We start from the raw sequence: 21,947 nt of genomic DNA on the forward strand, positions 1-21,947 counted from the left end.
TTCCACTTTGACAGAGTATGTCATATAGGTAGCGTCACAATGTCTTACTAGTGAATAGTGTGGTGGGTGCTCGAAAGAATGCGACCGACGGCACCTGTTCTACTGCGAATTATTCGGGAATAACAGTATTTTCGCTAATATGTTCATATGACAGAACAGACTTTCTTTATGATCAAGCCGGACGGTGTGGAGCGCGGCTTGGTAGGCGAGATTATTCGCCGCATTGAGAACAAGGGCCTTACCATTGCGGCCCTTGAGCTCCGCCATGTTTCGGTGGAGCTAGCCGAACAGCATTACGCTGAGCACAAAGGTAAAGATTTCTACCAACCGCTGCTAGATTTCATTACTTCTGGGCCTGTTATTGCTGGTGTTCTAGAAGGGCCATCTGCCATTTCCGCGTGGCGTCAGCTGTGCGGCGGTACCGATCCTGTTGGAAAAGCCACTGCTGGTTCAATTCGTGGGGATTACTGCCTTATCACCCGCGAGAATTTGGTACATGGTTCGGACTCTCCCGAATCCGCCAGGAAAGAAATTTCCACCTGGTTCCCGGATTTCCCACTCGCCTAAAATAAACTCGTTACCTGTCGATCTCAATACTTCATAGTGAAGCCGGCGTTGGAAGCGTTTTAACGTTTCTGCGCCGGCTTCGACGTATTTGCCAATTGTATGAGAGAATAGGGGAGTCGCCGATCACATGCGTAAAGGGTCAGCGCCATTCTTTGAGTGAGCCGCGTTCCTTTCTGTGTCTGGCGTCGTCTAGATATGGCACAGCGTCTGTATATGACACATCACTGCTCTGCGCAGCTGAACCGCAGCCGACTAGACCAACAGACCATCCGACATTTCAATACATCCCTCTGTGTGGCCGCTCGGCATCGATGCGCCCGGAGGCAAAGGAGATAGCGTGCTGCCAGAAAGCATCACGGTAGAAGCTGTACTTACGGACTTGCCGCAGAAGATCCGTATACATGCCCTCGCAAAGCGTTTAGGCATGGCATCTAAAGAGCTTATAGCCGTCTTAGCTGAACGAGACATAACTGTTAAGTCTGCTCAATCTAGCCTTACTGCTGAGGAAGCAACAAATTTTGTTACCTCTTTCCTGGCCAATACAGGCAAGACAGAGGAAGCAGAAAAAGCGGAAACGGTTGCCGACGATGCGTCCGAGACTACGGTGCCATCTACTACACCAGCTGCTGACGATACTCACAGTGCTAGCAGCCCCTTCATTAATCCTTTTGCGGTCGTGCACCAAGCAGAACCAATGACGGCGACACTACCGCAGAATCCCTTCGCCACTGACGTTGTTGTAGATCCTTTCGCAGTTAATGCCCGCCTGCAAGAAACCGCACCCATTGTGGTAACTGCCCAGGATATGGGGCACGCCGCCACAGAAAACGATGCGGAAACGGACGTGGAGGCCGCTGCCGATACTGACGCTGATAGTGCTGACGCACGCGATCACAATGGGAATTCCCAGAATGGTGACAGTGACGGACAATCATCCCGGCGTCGTCGTCGCAGGGGCCGTCGTGGGCGTGGTCGTGGTCGTGGTGATGATACTGACACCACCGAAGACACCACTGGCAGTACCGACAACACTGCCAACGACGATGATGACAACGCTCATGGCTCCCAGAAGACGTCCGATAAGTCCGCTAAGAACGGGCGCTCGGGAAGTAAGAAGAATGATGTCTCTGCGGTAGACGAGAATGACGATGATGAGGAAGCTCTCTCCACTCATCGTCGCCGTCGCCGCCGTCGCCGCAACGATGTTACCAGCGATGATACTCAGAATGATCCGCCGAATACCGTTGTTCACGAGCGTGGCACTACCCGTCGTCGCCGCAATAGTTCAGCGAATGGTTCATCAGATGAAGTACAGGGCATTTCCGGCTCCACTCGGCTAGAGGCAAAACGTCAGCGTCGTCGCGAGGGACGGGACAACGCCCGCCACCACATTCCGGTTCTCAGTGAAGCAGAGTTCCTAGCACGCCGGGAATCTGTAGAGCGCACCATGGTCGTGCGTGAAAAAGAGCGCAGTGACCATCCTGGCATCACCACACAGGTGGGAGTCCTCGAGGACAATATCCTGGTGGAGCACTTTGTCACCTCAGATTCACAAGCATCCATGGTGGGCAATATCTATCTGGGCCGCGTGCAGAATGTTCTCCCCAGCATGGAAGCCGCCTTCATTGATATTGGACGTGGCCGTAACGCTGTCCTTTATGCCGGTGAGGTGAACTGGGCTGCGGCTGGGTTGGGTGGAAAATCCCGCAAGATTGAACTGGCACTGTCCCCCGGAGATATGGTGCTGGTGCAAGTCTCCAAAGACCCTATTGCCCACAAAGGCGCTCGCTTAACCACTCAGATTTCCATGGCGGGACGTTATCTGGTGTATGTGCCGGATGGTGGCAGTACCGGTATCTCCCGAAAATTGCCTGATACGGAACGCAAACGCCTGAAAGGTATCCTCAGGAACATTGTTCCCGGGGACGCCGGCGTCATTATCCGCACTGCCGCAGAAGGAGCCTCCGAGGAGGATCTCAAGCGGGATATCGATATGCTGCACAACCAGTGGCTGGAAGTACAGCAGGCAGCTGAAGAAGCACAACAGAAAGCAGACGGTAAAGCACGCACTCTGCACGAGGAACCGACTCTGCTAGTGAAGGTTGTGCGAGACCTCTTTAATGATGATTTCACAAAACTTGTTGTGGAAGGCGAACGCGCCTGGAGCACCATCACTGAATATGTTCAGAAAGTGGCGCCGCAGCTGCAGGATAGGCTGGAGCAGTGGGAGAATACGGGAGTAGACGTATTCCAGGCATACCGTATTGACGAACAACTCGCGAAGGCACTGGATCGTAAAGTATGGCTGCCATCTGGCGGCACTCTCGTTATTGACCGCACTGAAGCTATGACGGTTATCGACGTCAACACCGGTAAGTTCACTGGCTCTGGTGGAGACCTAGAAGAAACCGTCACCCGAAACAATCTAGAGGCAGCAGAGGAAATTGTCCGCCAGCTGCGACTCCGTGATATCGGCGGCATTATTATTGTTGACTTTATTGACATGGTGTTGGAATCCAACCGGGATCTTGTCCTGCGTCGTCTCCGCGAAGCGTTGGGACGCGACCGGACACGCCACCAGGTGTCTGAAGTTACCAGCTTGGGGCTTATTCAACTGACCCGAAAACGCTTAGGAACGGGCCTTCTTGAGGCATTCTCCAAGCCCTGTCCGCACTGCTCCGGTACTGGCTATATTCTGCAGGAAGATCCCGTAGAGGCTATTACCAATGGTGCTAATGCCGAAGACTTGCGCGCTGGGCGACGTCGCCGCGGTCGTAATTCTGACAAGCAGGAGAAGAACGACCACAGTAAGAACGGTAAGTCGAAGGATAAGCCGTCCACGTCTTCCGCTGATACTGATGGCAAGAATGCGCATGGTGGAAAAGACCGTCAAGGCCCAGATCCCAGTGAACATCCCATGATGAAAGCCATGGGACGGAAGAAGGCTGCCGCTACTGCTGCGGACCAGGTCGCGTCTCACACAGATTCTGAGGAAAAAACCGCAGAAATTATTGTCGATACCAGCGCTACCGTTAAAGAAACGTCTGTAGAAGACTCTCCTCGTTCGGAAGAATCAGGAAAGAAAGACACGGACAAGAAAGATACAGCGGAGCAGCATACGAAACCGCGTCGTCGCCGCCGTGGACGTCGGCATGGTAGCCGAAACGACCAGAACAGTAAGCAGAATAGCGCTAAGAGTGAGGGTAAGAACACTACTAAGGATGTTTCTGCCAATACTCAGAACGCAGGTGCACAGAGTACAGCTCAGGGCACTGCACCGGCGAGTACTGCACCGTCTTCTGCTCCCCGGAAGCGGCGTGGGGCGCGTCGTGCCACACAGGCTGCTGGTACGGTAACGCCACGCAAAAACTCGGTTCCAGCAGAGCGTAAAGAGGTAGTGTCTGGTGTCTTGGCAGCGGCTCCGGTAGCGGTAAATACGTCTACCACAGAGAAAAAGCCGCGACGTGCCCGCCGCCGTGCTACTCGCTCCTCTGCATCAGTTTGATTTCAGCCTGTCAAAACGAGTAATCTTGACAGGTCGCCAGTCAACGGGTGATTTCCGCGTACTGTGTTAATGAGATAGTTCATGAGACACGATGTAGAACGGTAAAACTCACTGCTGGCATGCATTAGTCCAGTCGAATGACCATTCGGTTGTTCGAGAAGAAACAACACTTTTAAGGGGACGCCCTCCGATGTACGCGATCGTCAAGACCGGCGGAAAGCAGTACAAGGTTGCCGAAGGTGACCTCGTCAAGGTCGAGAAGATCGAGGGAGAGCCGGGCACTGCGGTCTCGCTTTCCCCGGTCCTCGTCGTTGATGGCTCTACCGTAACTTCGGATGTTGATAACATCACCGTGGCTGCTGAAATTGTTGAGCAGACCAAGGGTCCGAAGATTCGCATTCGCAAATTCAAGAACAAGACCGGTTACCAGAAGCGCCAGGGTCATCGTCAGCCGCTTACCGTGCTGAAGATCACCGGCATCAAGTAACACCGAACTTCCTGCAAGGAGAAACAAATGGCACACAAGAAAGGTGCATCTAGCTCGCGCAACGGTCGCGACTCTAATGCCCAGCGCCTCGGTGTGAAGCGCTTCGGTGGTCAGCTCGTCAACGCAGGCGAGATCCTGGTCCGCCAGCGCGGCACTCACTTCCACCCCGGCGTTAACGTTGGCCGTGGCAAGGATGACACTCTCTTCGCTCTCGCTAGTGGTGCTGTCGAATTCGGCACTAAGCGCGGACGTCAGACAGTAAGTGTCGTTCCTGAAGAGGCATAGATCTCAAGACGCTTTCCAACAGGGGCGGGCTGGGCAATATTCCCAGACCCGCCCCTGCTGCATACTTAAGGCAGACACAATCACCCACACTTACGGAGAGTATGATGGCACGCTTCATTGACCGAGTGACGCTACATGTTACTGCCGGTAACGGTGGACACGGTTGCGCCTCTGTACACCGGGAAAAATTTAAGCCTCTCGGCGGACCCGATGGTGGCAACGGAGGACGCGGCGGCAACGTTGTTCTTGTTGTCGATCCGCAAGTTCATACTCTGCTCGACTTCCACTTCAGCCCCCATGCAAAAGCTGAAAAAGGTCAACCTGGTATGGGGTCTAACCGCAATGGGGCGCAGGGGGAGGATCTCATTCTTAAAGTGCCCGATGGTACTGTCGTGACGACGCCCGACGGGGAGTTGCTGGCTGACCTTACTGGTGCGGGAACTGAATTCATTGTTGCTAAAGGTGGCAATGGGGGGTTGGGGAACGCTGCACTTATTTCCAAAACTCGAAAAGCTCCCGGTTTCGCACTTCTCGGTGAAGAGGGGGAGAGCTGTGATGTTGTTCTTGAGTTGAAGTCGGTTGCTGATGTAGGACTTGTTGGATTCCCCTCAGCAGGAAAGTCCTCCCTTATTAGTGTGTTGTCTGCTGCTAAACCCAAAATTGCTGACTACCCCTTCACCACTCTGCAACCCAATCTAGGGGTTGTGACAGCAGGAAATACCACCTACACCATTGCCGATGTTCCTGGGCTTATTCCTGGTGCTGCGGAGGGTCGTGGTTTAGGACTAGATTTCTTGCGGCATATTGAGCGCACTGCGGTATTGGCCCATATTGTTGACTGCGCCACGCTTGAACCAGGACGGGATCCCATCAGTGATGTTGACGCACTCGAGGCAGAACTCTCTGCCTATGAGCCGGCGTTAGCGGGAGATACCGGGTTGGGTGATCTTGCTGACCGTCCACGTATTGTGGTTCTTAATAAAATTGATATTCCCGAGGCTAGAGAACTGGCAGATTTTGTGAAAGATGACTTCACGGCACGGGGCTGGCCAGTTTTTGAAATCTCTACAATTACCCACGAGGGTCTTAAAGAGCTTTCCTACGCACTGGCCACAATGGTGGAGGACTATCGTCGTGACCACCCGGTGGAGAGGGAAAAACGGGTGTATGTTCGGCCGCAGATGCAGGAAGACGATACCTTCCAGGTTCGTCGCGATCCAGAAATCTCCGGTGGTTTCATTGTGGAGGGTGCTAAGCCGTCGCGCTGGGTTGCCCAAACTGCTTTCGATAATGATGAGGCTGTTGGTTTCTTGGCGGATCGTCTTGCCAAACTTGGTGTAGAGGATGCTTTGGCGGAAGCGGGCGCTGTTCCCGGCTGTTGCGTCACCATCGGTGATGTGTGCTTCGATTGGGAGCCCAGCACGGTGGCAGGTGTTGATATGACACCTACTGGGCGCGGCACAGATGTACGCCTGGACCAGAATAATCGAGTCAGTGCGAAGGAGCGTCGTCACGCTAAGCGTATTCGCCATGGTTTGGCGGATGAAGACTCCGATATGAATGACGAAAGTACCTGGTAGCAAATGTCTGGCTCATATTCAGAAGAACACTCTGCCAAGCGATTGTCGGAGCAGTCGGCGGCGCGGAAGGCTGTGCGGACAGCGCGTCGTCTTGTTGTGAAGATTGGCTCATCGTCAATTTCACATGCAGGCGGGGGACTTGATCGGGAAAAACTCGACACGTTAACGACTGCGTTAGAACAGCGCATGGCTGCCGGATCAGATGTTTTTGTGGTGTCCTCTGGAGCTATTTCCGCCGGCATAACGCCACTCGAATTGCACAAGCGACCCCGCGATATTGCCACTAAGCAGGCTGCTGCCGCAGTTGGGCAGATTGAATTGGCGAAGGCGTGGGGGGAGTCTTTTAGTAGGTATGAAAGAACTGCGGCACAGGTATTACTCACTGCGAGTGATTTAGGGAAGCGAGATCGGGCGCGGAATGCACAGAATACGCTAGATCGTCTGCGTCTCTTGCATGCTGTTCCCATCATTAATGAGAACGATACGGTTGCCACGGATGAAATTCGTTTTGGTGACAATGACCGACTAGCGGCTCTTGTGGCACATTTAGTGTCTGCCGATGCGCTTGTACTGTTGTCGGATGTGGATGGTCTCTACGATTCTGATCCCCGCCAGGGAAATGCTGTTTTTATTCCTGAAGTAGCCCATCCAGCAGCTATTGAGGGAGTGGAAGCAGGCGATGGGGGAGCATTAGGTACTGGGGGGATGGCGTCTAAACTGTCGTCTGCACTTCTTGCCGCCGACGCTGGTGTACCGGTTCTGCTGGCGTCGTCCGATGCTGCAGAGGAAGCACTGTGTGATGCTTCCGTGGGGACTGTTTTTGCAGCCCGTCCGAAGCGGATGACTGCTAAAAAGTTTTGGGTACGCTACTCTGCGGATAATGCGGGTGTGTTGACCATTGATGAGGGGGCGGCAGATGCCGTGCGCCATCGTCGTAGCTTATTGGCGGCTGGTGTCGTGACGGGGGAGGGGGATTTTCACGGCGGAGACGTTGTGGAGGTGCGTACTCGCGCAGGTGAGCTTGTTGGGCGTGGGATTGTTGCTTATGCTGCTGCTGAAATGGAGTTTCTCTATCGAATGAGTACAGCAGAGCTGCCGCGGGAATTGCATGCTCCTGTGATCCATGCGGATGATTTTGTTGTGATGTAGGCCTACATAAGTCATAAGTGAATTTTTAACGACGTACTGGTTACTGAAATTATTTAAACGCGTGAAAAGTATGTGACTTGCTTACTATCACTTATACACACTGTAGACAGATACGATAATTTCATGGGTATGAGCGAAACTATCAATTCCCCGATTACCCGCCGATCATTCTTGACCGGTTCAGCTGCCCTCGGTATCGGGGTAGCCTCTGCCCTCGCACTGTCCGGCCCGCAGGCTTCTGCAGCAACAGTCAACGACGCTGTCTTGCCCAATGCTCCCAAAGCAAAGTCTGGAGATAAAGTAGTTGTCTCCGACCTGGAAGTTATGACAGCAACTCCCACCAGCATCACGTTCTCCTGGTCCACTTTCAAAGAACCTCACACGGATCACGTTATTGCCGAGCGTGTAGCCTCCGATTGTGAGGTATGGCTAGGGCGCAACAATACCAAGGAACCTCTCCGTTGCGTCCATAAGGGTTACTCCACAACAGGTTTCCACTATGTCACTGTTTGTGGCTTAAAGCCCAACACTGAGTACCGTTTTGAATGCCGCTCCTTCGGCAAAAAGGCTGATCCTGGCTTCTGGTTCACCCAGGTTTTCGATGAACCAGAAGTAACTGGTGTCGTCTCAACAATCGAACGACCAACCGGCAAATACATTCAGACCGTAGCCGTCGCCAATGACATCCACATTGGCATGTCCGGCAAGTCCATCAACTCCACACCATGGCCCGAAATCATGGTGTCCAGCATGCTCGCAGAAATAAAACGCCGCGGAATTCCACACGTCTTCATCAACGGAGACCTGTGTGACCACGGCAAGCTGGAAGAAGCACAGACACTTAAGCGTCTGCTGTCTGCATTCGGTGAATACCAAAAAGACTACTACATGGTTCGTGGTAACCACGATGGCTTTGGTATGCCCGCTGGACCACACTCCTTTGATCCCATCCAGAAGGTATTCCCACAGCATAAGCTCCAGACCTGCTGGACAATGAACTACGGTAAACTCCGTGTTCTCGGTATCGACTCCTCCCGCACCATGAACAATGCCGGCGTTATTACGGACAAGCAGTTCCAGGAGATCGAACGCATCCTTATGCAAGATCCCAACCGCCCCACGTTCGTCATGGCGCACCACCCCGTCACCGAAGAAGCCGCCCTCACTAACGCTGGTCAACGCCCCTTCATTCTCGATAAGAAGGACTCTATGCGGTTGCAGCGTATCTTCCAGAAGGCGCCGGGCGTGTTCTTTATGGCGGCTGGCCACACACACCGTGCCCACCGTGACGCTGCCGATCTACCGGGCGGTCCGCAGTTCGCCCAGTTCTGTGCTAGCACCCCCTACCCAGGTGGCTTTACCCTCATGGATATTTATGAAGGCGGCTACACAGTAACTTTCCACCGTGCAGCTACCGGGCAGGCACTTCAGCAGATTGCCTACAACCGCCACAAGGAATCTGCAGGCTTCTACGGTGAGTACACCATCTCGCGTATGAAAGATCGTTGCTTCACCGTAAAGCGCGATATGTCCGCACTGCGTTAATTAGTACTGTTAGTTAATACTGGCTAGTACTAGATCGTTTGATAAGTCCGTCATCTTCCCCTCTGCTTGCTATGTGCATGTCATGAGAAGGTGACGGACTTTGTATCTATCAGTTTGTCTATTAATTAGTTATGTAAAGTTTACTTGGCATAAATATCGTGCTTACTATGCGGTTTCATGAACGTTAAAGCAAGTGGATACCCTGCCTGGTATGAGAGAAAATACTCCGGCTGACCATACTCTTTCTCACCAGATGTTTACACGGCGCTCTTTTCTTGCGGGAAGCGCGGCGTTAGGTCTCGGTGCAGCTACCGTTCTTACTGGACCGCGTGCCTCCGCAGCTAGCCCAGTAATAACCCCGTTACCTGCGGCACCGACTGCCACCCCAGATGTCACCACTGTTGTTAGCGATCTTGAAGTTCTCACTGCGACAACAACTAGTCTGGTATTCGCCTGGAGTACTTTTAAAACTCCCCATACTCATCATCTCTATCCCAATGATCGTGTCGCCTCCGATGGGGAAGTCTGGCTAGCTCCCGCCGATAGTAAAGAACCATTGCGATGCGTGCACCGCTCCTACTCGAAAACCGGATTCCACTACGTCACCATCCAAGGCTTGAAACCCAATACTCGCTACCGCTATGAATGCCGTTCTTTGGGGAAGAAAGCAACACCGGGTTTCTGGTTTACACAAGTTTTCCTAGAACCAGAAGTAACCGGTGTTGTGTCAACAATTCCGCAACCCACAGGTCGTTATATTCAAACTGTGGCCGTTGCCAACGATATTCACCTGGGTATGGAAGGCGCAGGTATCACGGAGGCTCCTTGGTCCGAAGTGATGATTATGTCTATGCTGCAGGAGATTAAACGCCGCAATCTCTCCCGTATCTATATCAATGGTGATCTATGTGACCACGGCACTCTAGAAGAAGCGAAGAAACTACGGGGAATGCTCAATACATTCGGCAAATACCACAAAGACTACTTCCTTGTGCGGGGTAACCATGAAGGATATGACATGAAAACCATGTCAGACTTTGACCCCATTCACGCTGTCTTCCCCAAACATAAGATGCAGACTAGCTGGTCCGTTCATGACGGGAAACTTCGCGTAGTAGGAATTGACGGCTCCACGCCAAGCTGCCACTCTGGATCACTCACAGATGAGAACTTCCGCAGTGTCGAAAAGATTCTGTTGTCCGATCCGCATCGTCCTACTTTGGTGTTGTCGCACTTCCCGGTGACGGAAGAAGCCGCCCTTACCAATGTGGGGCAGCGGCGCTTCATCTATAACAAGAAGGATTCTATGCGGTTGCAGCGTCTTTTCCAGAAGGCGCCGGGCGTGTTCTTTATGGCGGCTGGCCATACGCACCGCGCTCACCGCGATGCTCCTGACCTACCGGGCGGTCCGCAGTTTGCCCAGTTCTGTGCTACGACACCGTTCCCGGGAGGCTTCACCCTTATGGATATTTATGAGGGTGGTTATACGGTGACGTTCCACCGCACTCCAGCTGCGCAGGCGCTGGCACAGACGGCTTTCAATCGTTACGACAAGGCGTATGGCTGCTATGGGGAGTACACGATCTCGCGTATGTGTGATCGTTGCTATACCGTGAAGCGGGATATGTCAGCATTGCGTTAGCAGTATCGGCTTACTTCTTGTTTTTCTTGCCAAAAAACTAAATTTTCTATATATAAGTGAATAGTTATGAAAAGTTCACTTACCTTCAATGCCAATGCCACCAAACAGTTAAAGCAATGTTAAAGCCATCGTTTACCGTATCCAGGTATGAACGAGAACTCACTGAATAATCGTGATATCACCCGTCGCTCCTTCCTCGCCGGAACCGCTGCAATGGGTGTTGGGGCTGCTGCCGTCCTCACTGGACCGCGCGCCTCTGCTGCTAGTCCGGTAGCAACCCCGCTACCCGCTGCCCCCGCTGCTAACACCAGTAGGGACGTTGTCGTTACCGATCTTGAAGTCATCACCGCCACTCCCACCAGTCTGGTGTTCAGCTGGACTACGTTCAAAAATCCTCACTCTACACATCTCCACCCCAATGATCGCGTCGCCTCCGATGGGGAAGTCTGGCTAGCACCAGCCGATACCCGGGAACCATTGCGATGCGTGCACCGCTCCTACTCGAAAACTGGCTTCCACTACGTCACCATCCAGGGACTAAAACCAGACACCCGCTACCATTTCGAGTGCCGCTCTCTGGGAAAGAAAGCAGAAGCCGGCCTGTGGTTCACCAATATCTTCAATGAACCAGAAGTAACCGGCATCGTGTCAACTATTCCGCAACCCACTGGCCGCTACATTCAAACTGTGGCCGTTGCCAACGATATTCACCTGGGTATGGAAGGTAAGGGCGTCACCGATTGTTCTTGGTCTGAAGCAATGATCTCTTCACTTCTTCACGAAGTGAAGCACCGCAACCTTTCTCGCATCTACGTCAATGGTGACCTCTGTGACCACGGTAAACATGATGAAGCTAAACGCCTGCGCGCACTCATGGATACGTTCGGTGGCTACCAGAAGGATTACTTCCTGGTTCGCGGTAATCACGATGGCTACGGAATGAAAGGTTACGACCTGAACCATTCCGTTTTTGACCCCTTCCAAGCTGTCTTTCCGAAGCACAAGCTACAAACCACCTGGTCCGTTCTGGATAAGAAACTGCGCATTGTTGGAGTTGACGGTTCACACCCCGGTAAAGACTCCGGCGAACTAACCGAAGCCAACTACCGCAGCATCGAAAAGATTCTGCTGTCCGATCCGCATCGTCCTACTTTGGTGTTGTCGCACTTCCCGGTGACGGAAGAAGCCGCCCTCACCAACGCAGGGCAACGCCCCTTCATCTACAACAAGAAGGACTCTATGCGGTTGCAGCGTCTTTTCCAGAAGGCGCCGGGCGTGTTCTTTATGGCGGCTGGCCATACACACCGTGCTCACCGCGATGCCCCTGATCTGCCGGGTGGTCCGCAGTTCGCCCAGTTCTGCGCCACGACACCCTTCCCCGGCGGCTTCACCCTCATGGATTTCTACGAGGATGGCTACACGGTAACCTTCCACCGGACCCCCACCGCGCAAGCCTTGGCGCAGACTGCTTTCAATCGCTACGACAAGTCCTTCGGGTTCTATGGTGAATACACTGTAAGCCGCATGCAGGATCGCTGCTTCACGGTAAAGAAGGATATGTCTGCTCTCGCTTAGTAGATAGAATGATGGGTACCCTAATCTCTTCACTTGATGGGCAGGTACCTTTACCATGGGAAAACTACGCCTAAAGACCGCTGCTGAAAAAACTGTCGCTAGTATTCTAGTGCTCTTCGGCATCGCTACTCTGATAGGCGTAGTTCTCCTGTGGCCTTCGGGCACATCCATGGCTGTTGACAGCACCCTCAAACAGTCCATGGGTATGAACGATAATTTGGTCTACGGAAAAGTCCTTGAAGAAGGGTACATGGACTGCAACAGTACCCTCTTTGGGCATCCCATGGATGCCCAACTACACTTTCCGGAAGGGTCATTATCCACCGCTGCACGCGGTAACGTAAAAGGCCAATGTCCAGCCGTGGTCGTCGATATTCGCAGTGGCAAGAACGCCTCCCAATTCGTCGTCCTCAACAATCGGGTAGTGGGCAATTCCATCATGGTGAAAAAGGGCGATGCTATCCGCATGGCCCAAGAAGATACTGACGGTAAAACACGCTATGTTTTTGAAGATATGGACAGGCGTGTCCCACTTGCTCTCTGGCTGGGTGTAACAGTGCTCTGCGTCGTACTCGCAGGCGCGTGGAAGGGCCTCCGCGCAGTTATTGGCGTAGTTGTGACATTATCTGTCGTCGTGCTGTGGATACTCCCCGCTATCCTATCGGGGCGACCCGTCATCATTACCGCAGTAGTGGGGTCGGCTTTAGCGCTTTTCCTTGTCATGTTCTTCGTTCACGGGTTCAGCTGGAAAACTGCGTCAGCGCTCCTTGGAACGCTTATATCCCTCCTTATTGCGGTCGCCATGAGCCAATTAGCGGTGCAGACGACACATATTACGGGTATGTCCGAAGAACAAAATGTCACTATGCAGATGTACATGGGGCAGCTTCCCGTTGTGGGACTGGTCATCGCTGGTTTTATTATTGGCACTATTGGTGTCCTGAACGATGTCACAATTAGCCAAGCAGCTACTGTGTATGAACTCGCTGAAATAGATCCCCGTGCTTCTGCACGTCGTATTTTTAGCGGCGCAATGCGGGTAGGACGAGACCACATATCCTCTATGCTGTATACCCTGGTACTGGCCTATACCGGCTCCGTACTTCCCCTCCTTCTCCTCATACAGCAATCATCACGAGGTATGTGGGAAGTATTAAACGGGGAGGTTATCGCTGTGGAAATGCTGCGATCAATGGTGGGCGCAATTACTTTAGCGCTGTCATTCCCCCTCACGAACGCAATCGCAACATGGTTAGCAGTTCCGCATCAGCCCCGTGAAAGTAACGTTGTAGAGCAGAGTGCTCCTGTCAATAATCCTGGCCGGCATCGGAGATAAGTTAGACAGTATCGGCCATAAGCCAGTATTCTGCACCAGTTCTGCACCAGTTCTGTATGAGGTAACGGTAGGCTAGACACATGACCTCAACTGATGCCCTGCGTGAGAACATTCTTGCCGCAGCACGCCGCTCTAAAGACGCTTCCCGCACAATCGGTCTTCTGACAACCAGCCAGAAAAACACCATTCTGCGTACTGCTGCCGCTGCCCTGCACGAACGCGCGGATGAGATTCTTGCAGCGAATCAGAAGGACATCGACGACGCACGCAGCCGGGGAACATCGGACGCGATGATCGATCGACTTGCCCTCGACTCCGCCCGCATCGACGGCATCGCCGGGGGATTAACACAAGTAGCAGACCTACCCGACCCTATCGGTGAGGTTATCCGTGGCCGCACTCTAGAAAATGGCCTCAAACTGCGGCAAGTACGTGTCCCTCTGGGCGTCATCGGCATTGTCTACGAAGCACGACCCAACGTCACCGTGGACGCCTTCGGCCTAGCACTGAAATCCGGTAACGCAGTCATTCTGCGTGGATCCAAGTCCGCCAGGCACTCCAATACTGCACTGGTGAGTATTCTCCGCGACGTGCTCGCTTCCTGCGGTGCCCCCGCTGACGGTGTGCAACTCATCAGCTCAGAATCACACGATACTGTCACACACCTTATTCAAGCACGCGGATTAGTGGACGTTGTTATTCCACGCGGCGGGGCGAACCTCATCAATGCTGTTATTCGTAACGCCACCGTGCCCACCATCGAAACTGGCACGGGTAACTGCCACATCTACCTGCATGCCGATGCGGATCTGAATATGGGCATTGCCTGCATGCTCAATGGGAAAACCCGCCGCTGCTCCGTCTGTAACGCCACAGAAACTGTGCTTGTTGATAAAAGACTAGGGGACCAGGCACTCCACACTATTCTGGAGGCCTTAGGCACTGCCGGAGTGACCGTCCACGGCGATCTACCCGGACTTGTGCCCGCCACAGATAAAGACTGGGGAACGGAATACCTCAGCATGGATATTGCCCTCAAAGTAGTTGATGGCTTAGACGAGGCCATTAACCACATCAACACATGGGGATCAGGCCACTCCGAAGCCATCATCACCACTAATGTTGCTGCCGCGCAAGAGTTTACGGACAGAGTGAACGCTGCCGCAGTATACGTCAATACCTCCACAGCTTTTACCGATGGCGAACAATTCGGTATGGGGGCAGAGATGGGTATCTCCACCCAAAAACTGCATGCTCGTGGCCCCATGGCGCTCCCCGAACTCACCAGCGCCAAATGGGTTATTTGGGGCACCGGGCAAACTCGACCCTAGGGACAACGGACACCATGATAGATAACACACCGCACCAAAAAACTAACCGTTTGGGCATTATGGGCGGCACCTTCGACCCCATTCACCATGGCCACCTGGTAGCAGCCAGCGAAGTAGCGGCCCGGTTCGAACTCGATGACGTCGTTTTCGTCCCCACCGGCGAACCCTGGCAAAAACACGGCCGCAGAGTGAGCTCCGGCGAAGACCGCTACCTGATGACCGTCATCGCTACCGCCTCTAACCCACGCTTCTCCGTCAGCAGATGCGACCTAGACAGGCAGGGACCAACCTACACCATTGACACCCTGCGCGATATACAATCGCAGCACCCCAACAGTGAGCTTTATTTCATCACCGGGGCAGACGCACTCTCCAAGATTGTGACATGGCAGAACTGGAAACAGCTTTTCAGCATGGCGCACTTCGTTGGGGTTACACGCCCCGGCTACACTATTAGTGAGGAGCTGCAGCAACGCCTTCCCGAAGGCCGCGTTACCCTCCTCGAAATTCCCGCTTTGGCCATCTCGTCGACAGAATGTCGGCGTCGTACTGAAGAAGGAATGCCCGTGTGGTATCTCGTACCCGATGGTGTCGTCCAGTACATTGCAAAACGCAACCTCTACCGGCCGCATGAGTCTTATCGCGTCGATGGTACTGCCGTCGCTACAGCCCCCGTCCCTATGCCCCCCGATGCTTATAACTGATCGTTCGAAGGAGAATGTGTGACAGCCTCTGCTAGCGCAATCGAAATTGCTACGTGGGCGGCACAAGCCGCAGACAGTAAAAAAGCCGATAATATCCGCATTGTGGACGTTTCCGAACGTCTTGCCATTACTGACTGTTTCGTTATCGCATCTGCCGACAATGAGCGGCAAGTAAACGCCATTGTTGACGGAGTTGAAGAGGCACTTCTCACAAAAAAGATAAAACCAGTACGCCGGGAAGGCGGAAAAGAAGGCCGCTGGGTTCTCCTCGACTACGTTGACGTTATCGTGCATGTACAACATGCCGATGAGCGCGAATTCTACGGCCTCGATTCCCTCTGGAAAGACTGCCCCGAAATCTCCTGGACATCCGTTAACGAAGACAATACGGAGTCCCAACCGGTCGAAGGATAACTGCGGGATAATGCCCCTTCGTCACCTTATTCTGCTGCGGCACGGAGAAACAGAATTCAACCGGGCTCGCCGCATGCAAGGCCATCTTGATGTGGCTCTCTCTGAGCGCGGGCGTGCGCAAGCTGATCGTGTTGCCCCCGTCTTGGCCCGTAAAAATCCTCTTGCCATTATCAGTTCGGACGCGCAACGAGCAGTACACACCGCACAAGCTGTCAGCGACCTGTGCGATGTTCCCGTCCATCTTGATACGCGCCTGCGAGAAACCGACATGGGGGAGTGGACGGGACTCGATCAGCAAGAAGTGGAAGATCACTGGCCTGGTGATCGTCCTAAATGGCGTTCTGACCCCACATACGCCCCGCCGGGTGGAGAGAATCGTCTTGAGGTTGCCCGGCGCGCCATGGATGTGGTGAGAGATCTCCACCGCGATCTCACTTCCTGGGGAGAAGACGAACGTCCGGTACTTCTCGTCGCCCATGGTGGAACATTCCTGGCCTTAGCTGCCGCCCTTATAGACTCACCCCTGCAAAACTATGCAGCTTTTTCCGCATTGGGGAATACTTCCTGGTCGCAATTCACGGAATGGCCACAGTATTTTGTAGAGGCTGATCTTGATGCACACCCAGCTGCTGCGGGTCCGCGGATTCCCGCCATACCACCCATCCAACCCGGCTACCAGTGGCGGGTGGATGTCTGGAACTCTACAACCCATTTAGGAAGCGACGCTTTCTAGGTTTTTCGGTTTTTCCTATGGCGTAGTGTCTCCGCGGTGTATTTGTCCACATCTTCCCGAAGATGGGGATAACGCAAGTAGATAGCAGAAATTATCGCTGATGCACGTCATGCTTTTTCTACGCTGGGAGTTATGCAGCAGCGTTCTCCCATCAGTATCTATCCACCCAATGCTGACTCATGGGCACACAGTGGATGGGACGAAGACTACCCGCAGCTAGACCAGGAAACGCCCCCACCTCCTACCACTGCCAATACAGGGGCGAATACCGTGGCCGGTACAGTGGCCAGCACAGTGGCTGGTACTGTGGCCAGCACAGTGGCGGACGAGCATCGTCGTAAACCATCTATTGTGCAGCGGGCTAGTCGCTGGTGGACCACTATGACATCGCTACAACTGCGCGGTTTTATCGTCGCCATGACTATCCTTGTCGGAATTTCCACCGTGAGCGTCATCGCCAACTACTGGATACTGCACGCTAACGGACAATCCCCCATAGAACAACGTGCTCTCACCTCCGACGATACTAATGGGGATACGCATTTTGACGGAATGTCCTCATTCACACCCAGCACCATCACACTCACAACGACAGTCAATGCGGGTACGGATACAGGTACGGACACGGGTTTATCTTCTGGGGGTAAGAAAGTTACCGGAGGCGCGCCGGGCGTATCGTCGGGTGGGCTCGTTAACATCAACACGGCGTCCCTCACACAGTTAGAGGAATTGCCGGGGGTGGGGCCTGCAACCGCCCAGTCCATTGTTGAGTACCGCACTGCTAATGGCGCATTTTCCAGTGTGGAGGAATTAACTGCTGTCGATGGTATAGGGCAGGGTAAACTCGCAAAAATTCGTGGACATGCCACCGTTTAGCCAAGCGTTGTCATCTTCACCATCGTCATATTCACCACAGTTAGACCCAGTGCAATTAGACCCAGTGGGGCTTACGGAGGGTACCGAAGCGTTAGCGGTGTTCTTATTGGTGCCCTCATTTGTGTGGTCATTTTTATTCGTAGAGAGCATCGAAATCGTCTTCTTCTGGCCTGTGTAGTAGCAGTTCTCTGCAGTGGTATTTCGCTACTGCCGCGGCTCATCATGAGCGATCAGAGTACTTTGACGTCCTTAACATCTGGAAAATCTGCAGCTACCGCCCATACGGTAACAGGACGCATTGCTAGTAAACCCCAGCATGGTCTTACCGGTACCTACCTAACTGTACGCACAGCTTATGGGGACATGACAGTGTACGCGAAGGGGCAGCAATGGGATAATCTTGTTTTGGGACAGCGCATAACAGCAGTTATGAAGCTTGATCAACGGCCAGAAAATCATTTCACGCAAGGGGAGTGGCGGGCTATTTACCTTCGGGAATCCCAACCACCCCACGGAATATGGGCTTTTTCTGCATACGAGTCCCGAAAGTGGGAAGAAGCCCTGACACACGCTGACGCTACCGGTCTTACCCCCAGTCTGCATGCGCTTGCGCGAGGCATGAGTATTGGTGACACATCCGGGCTTAGCCCCGAGTATAAAGACAATTATCGAGCTAGCGGCCTCACCCATCTCACCGCCGTGAGCGGCGCCAACGTTAGCTATGTACTGCTATTAGCAGGCATATTTCTGCGACATTCCTCCCCGCGCCGAAAAAGTATAGTGAGTGCACTGCTTCTCATACTTTTTGCGGCACTCGTCGGCCCGGAACCAGCAGTCCTACGGGCCACAATCAGTGGGGCAGTGGGTGTGCTGGCGCTCTGGAAAGGTGGGCGCAGTTCCGCCTTCCCCGCCCTCGGCGCCGGGATTATGACGCTTCTTATACTCTCTCCCAGTTTTGCGGTAAGTCCCGGTTTCGCCTTGTCCGTAGTGGCAACTGCGGCACTTATCTGGGGAGCACCACAACTTTCTCACTGTTTACATGCGCTAAAAGTACCCGCTGTTATATCCGATACACTGGCGGTAACAGTAGTGGCATCAGTGTCCACCATGCCGGTAAGCCTCTACTTTTTTGGTACTGCCAGCACTTTCGGCATTCTCGCCAACATTCTTGTGGCCCCCGTCGTCCCTTTTATTACCGCAATGGGGCTAGTGGGAGTAGTTGTGTGCGTGGTCTGTCCACTACTAGGCGGATTAGTGGTAATACCGTCTATTCCTCTTCTCTGGTGGGTAGAAAAAATTGGGGTCTTGCTGGGGAGTTCCCCATGGGCGCAGATTGATCTTGCGTCACACGATATTTTTCAGATTTCTCCGGCGGTACCCGCATTCGTAGCGGTGGCTCTTATCGCCACAATAGTGCTCTCCTTCTCCTCACGAAGGGGAAGAATTTTCATAGCAGGTATGGTTACTCTCGCACTTATTGCTACAGGAATTCATGCTGGCTGTACCTATCACCGTCTTACCCAGTGCAGAGTACAAGACGGTGCTGTCACACTTAACGTGGAAAAGAATGGTGTACTGCATGCAGCTCTAGCGACGCCGCATACTTCTGCACACTCACAACAAAGCCCTCACAGTGCACGAACTGTCATAGTAGTGAAGGAGAAACTAACAGCCGCCAGTCTTCCTCATCTTGAGAACATTGCGCACGCCCCAGGAACCCCCCTGTTTGTTCATGTAGCTAGTACGCAAGAACATCCTTTTGCGCCACGATCCCATGCGCGCTCAGCAGGTAAATACAATAGGCAGGAGGGGATGTCTCCAACTATCTCCTTTACCCCGCAAGGGACTCCCATTGTGGAGATACCCCTAGGAACCGTTGCGACAGTAACACCCACCAATAAAATTTGTCAGACCAACATGGCAAGATAGAAGAGTGAATCCTCTGCAGCTTATCCTCGGTGACGAAGAATTCCTGATCGACCGAGCAACCTCCAGCATTATCCGTGCCGTTCGGTCTACTATGCAGAGCAATCCGGAGGAACTCCCCATCACAAAACTCCGCGCGGGGGACGTAACACCCTCAGAAATTAGTGAACTGCTCAGCCCCTCACTGTTTGCCGAGGATCGTGTCGTTATTCTGGCAGCCGCCGGGGAAGCTGGTAAAGAAGCCGTCAGCACTATTGAACAGGCAGTGAAGGAACCTGCGCCGGGTGTTGTACTGATTGTTATACACAGTGGGGGAGGGCGTGCGAAGAACCTCGTCAAGATTCTCAAGAATGCGGGAGCAGATGTTACCGAATGCCCCAAACTAACAAAATTTAGCGAACGCGAAGACTTCGTCGTCAACGAATTCCGCAACCTGGGAGTGCGACCAAGTAGGGACACCGTACATGCGTTACTTGATGCTATCGGTGGGGATCTGCGGGAGCTTGCCTCCGCGGTGAGCCAGCTTGTTGCAGATACCGGTGGTCGAGTTGATCCCGCCGCGGTACGACGCTACTACGCCGGTATCGCCGGAGTAACAGGTTTCCAGGTTGCTGACGAGACTATCGCCGGTAACACCGCCGCTGCTTTGGCATCGCTGCGCTGGGCACTAGTAGGCGGCCTTCACCCAGTGCCTATTGCGGATGCACTGGGTGATTCACTTCTTGGCATGGCCCGGATTTCTGATATGGGAAGAGTCGACCCATTTTCTTCCGCCAAAACTTTAGGAATGCCCCCCTGGAAGATTAAGAAAATTCAGAAGCAACTACGAAAGTGGGATCCGGCACGGTTAGCCCGCGCAATGCACATTGCGACAGAGCTTAATGGGGCTGTGAAAGGCCAATCGGCCGATGCTGAGTATGCCTTAGAGAAAGCCGTCCGGGAAATATCCCAGCTTGTACGTTAATATCTCGGCAAGGCTAGTAGCCAGTCAAAAACTAGTAGTTATGCAGACTACTAGTTATGCACACGAGTGGTCGTCACGTACGCCAGTGCAGTATAGATATACAGAAAAGCGCCAGCTGGATAAACCAAACTGGCGCTTTTACTGCAGTGTTACTTTCACTACAGCGCTAACTTCCGGCTAACTCTTAACTAGCCCATAGCTAGTTTTTATTAGGCCGCGTTAGTACTTGTTAAGTCTTTAAAAGCCTTAGAGACTGTTAGCTTTATGAGCCATGGCAGACTTCTTGTTAGCTGCCTGGTTCTTGTGAATAACGCCCTTGCTTACTGCCTTATCGAGAGAGCGGCTGGCGGCGCGCAGAGCCTCAGTGGCCTTGTCCTTGTCGCCAGCTTCAGCTGCCTCACGGAAGGAGCGGATATCAGTACGCAGAGCAGACTTGATGGCCTGATTACGAAGACGGGCGCGCTCGTTAGTGCGGATCCTCTTCTTCTGGGACTTGATGTTTGCCACGTGGAAACCTCTGTAAGTTGTTATGTTCTGGATTCAATGCTTATTTGACTGCGGCGCGTTGCCCCGGGGCATCTCACTCGGCAGTATTCGTACAGAAAAGTACAGGACGCTCACCGGGTGCGCTAAACGCAATCACCGAATGTTCAGCATAGCAAAGATACTGATACCACTCAAAACGTTTTAGTTATGCGCAGTTACTTATATACAGTGCACAGATACTTTACGTCCAGCCGTATTCAGTGCGGAGTCGTTGCGCCACTTTCTCAAAACGATCTCTGTCAAGAATTGCCCCTTCACGGCGAATACCCTTCTCGGGAACTTCAAGAACGCGATCAAGACGCACGTAACTATCTCGGTGATGGCTATCCCACGACCCTGTCCCAAGATACTGCCAATTATTGTCGTCATGATGGTAGCTCTTGGATGAGAGCATGAGTCCCAAAAGAACGGTATTGTCGCGTCCTACCACTAATACGGGGCGGTCTTTGCCTTCTTGGGCGTTGTCTTCGAACTCCACCCACGTCCACACAATTTCACCAGGATCAGCTTTGCCGTCAAGATCTGGACTATAGACAATTTTTCGGGAGACAGTGGAGGTACTTTTCGCGTGACGGGTGGTGGGGCGTCCCCCACTACGGCTAATCTGCCGGTTGTGATAGTCGTTGCTAAAACTATAAAAGGCTTTCTGGGCGGCTTGCGCAGCTTGCGCGGCTTGTCCCACAAACTGCCGTGTGGTGGGATCAGTAACCACTTTTTTAGCAGTGTGGATTAGCTTTTTTACCAGGCGACGACCGCCTTTTCCAGCTGTGCTCATAACCTCC

19 protein-coding genes are annotated in these 21,947 nt (G+C 53.2%); 17 read left to right on the forward strand and 2 right to left on the reverse strand.

Annotation, left to right across the window (positions count from 1 at the left end):
* Positions 1-147: 147 nt before the first annotated feature.
* The 17 genes from ndk to holA all read left to right on the forward strand — a co-directional run bounded on the left by ndk (position 148) and on the right by holA (position 20,619).
* On the forward strand, positions 148-567 hold the full coding sequence (gene ndk, locus DI579_RS02455; RefSeq protein WP_290598303.1) for a nucleoside-diphosphate kinase: 420 nt from the start codon (positions 148-150) through the stop codon (positions 565-567).
* Positions 568-904: 337 nt separating this feature from the next.
* Entirely contained in the window at positions 905-4,072 is a 3,168-nt protein-coding gene (locus DI579_RS02460) for a translation initiation factor IF-2 N-terminal domain-containing protein (protein WP_290598304.1), read from the forward strand.
* Between the two features lie 190 nt (positions 4,073-4,262).
* Complete coding sequence (gene rplU, locus DI579_RS02465) at positions 4,263-4,559, forward strand: 50S ribosomal protein L21 (RefSeq protein ID WP_290598305.1); 297 nt, start codon at positions 4,263-4,265, stop codon at positions 4,557-4,559.
* Between the two features lie 27 nt (positions 4,560-4,586).
* A complete protein-coding gene (gene rpmA / locus DI579_RS02470) occupies positions 4,587-4,844 on the forward strand; it encodes a 50S ribosomal protein L27 (RefSeq protein WP_290598306.1) in 258 nt (85 codons plus the stop codon).
* Positions 4,845-4,948: 104 nt separating this feature from the next.
* The gene (gene obgE, locus DI579_RS02475) at positions 4,949-6,424 is read left to right on the forward strand and encodes a GTPase ObgE (RefSeq protein ID WP_290598307.1); all 1,476 of its coding nucleotides are present in this window, start codon (positions 4,949-4,951) and stop codon (positions 6,422-6,424) included.
* Between the two features lie 3 nt (positions 6,425-6,427).
* The gene (gene proB / locus DI579_RS02480; protein ID WP_303678634.1) at positions 6,428-7,573 is read left to right on the forward strand and encodes a glutamate 5-kinase; all 1,146 of its coding nucleotides are present in this window, start codon (positions 6,428-6,430) and stop codon (positions 7,571-7,573) included.
* Positions 7,574-7,702: 129 nt separating this feature from the next.
* Positions 7,703-9,118 (forward strand): metallophosphoesterase, encoded by a 1,416-nt coding sequence (locus tag DI579_RS02485; protein ID WP_290598308.1) that lies wholly within the window; start codon positions 7,703-7,705, stop codon positions 9,116-9,118.
* Positions 9,119-9,329: 211 nt separating this feature from the next.
* Positions 9,330-10,760 (forward strand): metallophosphoesterase, encoded by a 1,431-nt coding sequence (locus DI579_RS02490; protein WP_290598309.1) that lies wholly within the window; start codon positions 9,330-9,332, stop codon positions 10,758-10,760.
* Between the two features lie 147 nt (positions 10,761-10,907).
* On the forward strand, positions 10,908-12,335 hold the full coding sequence (locus DI579_RS02495) for a metallophosphoesterase family protein (RefSeq protein WP_290598310.1): 1,428 nt from the start codon (positions 10,908-10,910) through the stop codon (positions 12,333-12,335).
* Positions 12,336-12,390: 55 nt separating this feature from the next.
* The gene (locus DI579_RS02500) at positions 12,391-13,671 is read left to right on the forward strand and encodes a YibE/F family protein (RefSeq protein WP_303678635.1); all 1,281 of its coding nucleotides are present in this window, start codon (positions 12,391-12,393) and stop codon (positions 13,669-13,671) included.
* Between the two features lie 80 nt (positions 13,672-13,751).
* On the forward strand, positions 13,752-15,002 hold the full coding sequence (locus DI579_RS02505; RefSeq protein WP_290598312.1) for a glutamate-5-semialdehyde dehydrogenase: 1,251 nt from the start codon (positions 13,752-13,754) through the stop codon (positions 15,000-15,002).
* Positions 15,003-15,016: 14 nt separating this feature from the next.
* Positions 15,017-15,706 carry a nicotinate-nucleotide adenylyltransferase gene (gene nadD / locus DI579_RS02510; protein WP_290598313.1) on the forward strand — a complete coding sequence of 230 codons (690 nt, stop codon included), beginning with the start codon at positions 15,017-15,019 and terminating at the stop codon, positions 15,704-15,706.
* A gap of 18 nt (positions 15,707-15,724) precedes the next feature.
* Positions 15,725-16,120 carry a ribosome silencing factor gene (gene rsfS, locus DI579_RS02515; RefSeq protein WP_290598314.1) on the forward strand — a complete coding sequence of 132 codons (396 nt, stop codon included), beginning with the start codon at positions 15,725-15,727 and terminating at the stop codon, positions 16,118-16,120.
* A gap of 10 nt (positions 16,121-16,130) precedes the next feature.
* Positions 16,131-16,853, forward strand: a complete 723-nt coding sequence (locus DI579_RS02520) for a histidine phosphatase family protein (RefSeq protein ID WP_290598315.1) — start codon at positions 16,131-16,133, stop codon at positions 16,851-16,853.
* Between the two features lie 132 nt (positions 16,854-16,985).
* Positions 16,986-17,729: a ComEA family DNA-binding protein gene (locus DI579_RS02525; protein WP_290598316.1), complete on the forward strand. Its 744-nt coding sequence runs from the start codon at positions 16,986-16,988 to the stop codon at positions 17,727-17,729.
* A gap of 222 nt (positions 17,730-17,951) precedes the next feature.
* Positions 17,952-19,658 (forward strand): ComEC/Rec2 family competence protein, encoded by a 1,707-nt coding sequence (locus DI579_RS02530; protein WP_303678636.1) that lies wholly within the window; start codon positions 17,952-17,954, stop codon positions 19,656-19,658.
* A 4-nt stretch (positions 19,659-19,662) separates the two neighbouring features.
* Complete coding sequence (gene holA / locus DI579_RS02535) at positions 19,663-20,619, forward strand: DNA polymerase III subunit delta (protein ID WP_290598318.1); 957 nt, start codon at positions 19,663-19,665, stop codon at positions 20,617-20,619.
* Between the two features lie 246 nt (positions 20,620-20,865).
* Here holA and rpsT read toward each other — a convergent pair whose 3' ends face one another.
* Entirely contained in the window at positions 20,866-21,126 is a 261-nt protein-coding gene (gene rpsT / locus DI579_RS02540; RefSeq protein WP_303678637.1) for a 30S ribosomal protein S20, read from the reverse strand.
* A gap of 220 nt (positions 21,127-21,346) precedes the next feature.
* Entirely contained in the window at positions 21,347-21,940 is a 594-nt protein-coding gene (locus tag DI579_RS02545; RefSeq protein WP_290598320.1) for a type II toxin-antitoxin system PemK/MazF family toxin, read from the reverse strand.
* Positions 21,941-21,947: the final 7 nt, after the last annotated feature.

The organism is Lawsonella clevelandensis, from assembly GCF_003241315.1.
Classification (GTDB): Bacteria; Actinomycetota; Actinomycetes; order Mycobacteriales; family Mycobacteriaceae; genus Lawsonella; species Lawsonella clevelandensis_A.